The organism is Aliterella sp. E5.1 (assembly GCF_057473825.1).
Genome location: NZ_JBYCCV010000405.1, coordinates 1 through 1,418, shown reverse-complemented (window position 1 = coordinate 1,418; position 1,418 = coordinate 1). Strand labels below are relative to the sequence as shown.

The window sequence follows — 1,418 nt, the reverse complement described above, 5'->3', positions numbered from 1 at the left end:
CCTGCATTATATGTCACAAGTTTTACAGCCATAAAATCAAGCCGACAGTAAGTAAAGTAGACAAAGTCGACTCGTATTGCAAAACCTACTCATCAAAGGCTGTACTTGCCGTCTGTCTTCTACCACTTAGGGGTAATTCATTCTAAAAGGGAAAATAATTTGTCGATGTCATGAGCAAGAAATCGTTCGGCTTTGGTGAGAGAATCATAGCCAGACATTCGAGCGATATTGATGGCGATAGTGCGGATAATAGACCAGTTGGTGGCAGCATTGTAATTTCTGAAAGGAGCCGCATCTTCACCAAAAATCATATCCTTGACCCAATGCAAGCGATTCTCAATTCCCCAATGCTGACGAATGCCATTAGCGAATGTAATCGCCTTTGAGACAACGGAGCTTATGTAATAGTTGGTCTGCAAATATTGCTTTCCTGAGCGGATACCGAGACGTTCGACTTGAATAAGGCTTCGTAGTCCTAGCCAATCAAGGTCAATGCCCTTAAGGTCTGTGAACACATTTACGATTCGGCAAGTCGTTCGACCTCGGATTTGCTCAATATCGACAACCCGTTCACAAGGCTTTTGGTGTGACGCTAAGGTTTTCAGTTGTGCTAGTAGTTGAGGCTGATTACCTTTGACAGTAATAACGTAGTTATTGCCGCCCTCAATGATTAACTTAGTAGTTTTTTTGGCAGTGAAGTGCATCCATAGTAAACACTACTCCTTCTAACTGCAATGACTCAAGTATTGTTTGCACTACTTTCAATTCACAATTTAGTTTCGACTCAAACTGCTGGCTAGAAAGCACTACTCCCTGAAGGCTGCTGTAAAGTGAAACCAAAGAAACGAAGTTTTGGTATGCCGTACCTGGTTCGGTGACAGTTCCTTTAATGCTCTTACCATCAATCGCTATCCACTCTTGAGGCTGGATATCAATATTATGGCTAGCCCATTGCTCGAACTGCTTTGCAAGGGCTTGAAAATCTAGCTTCTGCAAGATGCGACGAAAAGTTGTGTCCGATGGCAAGCGAGTTGTTGTCAGTCCTAGTTGCTCACTGACTGCCCCGTAGTGACGCGCTCCAAAGTCTTCAAGTGCATAGTAACTTCGGCATCCACTCATAGTTCCCATCACAACTAATAGCAAAATTAGCCAAAGTGGATAACGTCTACCTCTAGATGTTCGGAAATCTTTAATTTCCTGCAATGATTGAATTAAGTTGACCGCCATCAAAATTTCCAAAACTTATTTGTTTTAATCATTCTAATATTTTTCTATCAAAGAATTATCCCTGGGGATGAAATCGAATCTAAGAGCGACTTTAAAAGTACAGTCGCATCTCAATGAGGTTTCATAATGGAATGGACGATTGGATGGTGGCAAATCTCTGTTCAACGAGTTTATCCAACAACTACGCAGCT

The 1,418-nt window shown here is 41.9% G+C and carries 1 pseudogene; it reads right to left on the bottom strand.

Annotation, left to right across the window (positions count from 1 at the left end):
- Window positions 1–140 precede the first annotated feature (140 nt).
- Window positions 141–1,197: pseudogene (locus AC2VE5_RS27700) on the bottom strand (ISAs1 family transposase); the annotation flags it as partial.
- Window positions 1,198–1,418 lie beyond the last annotated feature (221 nt).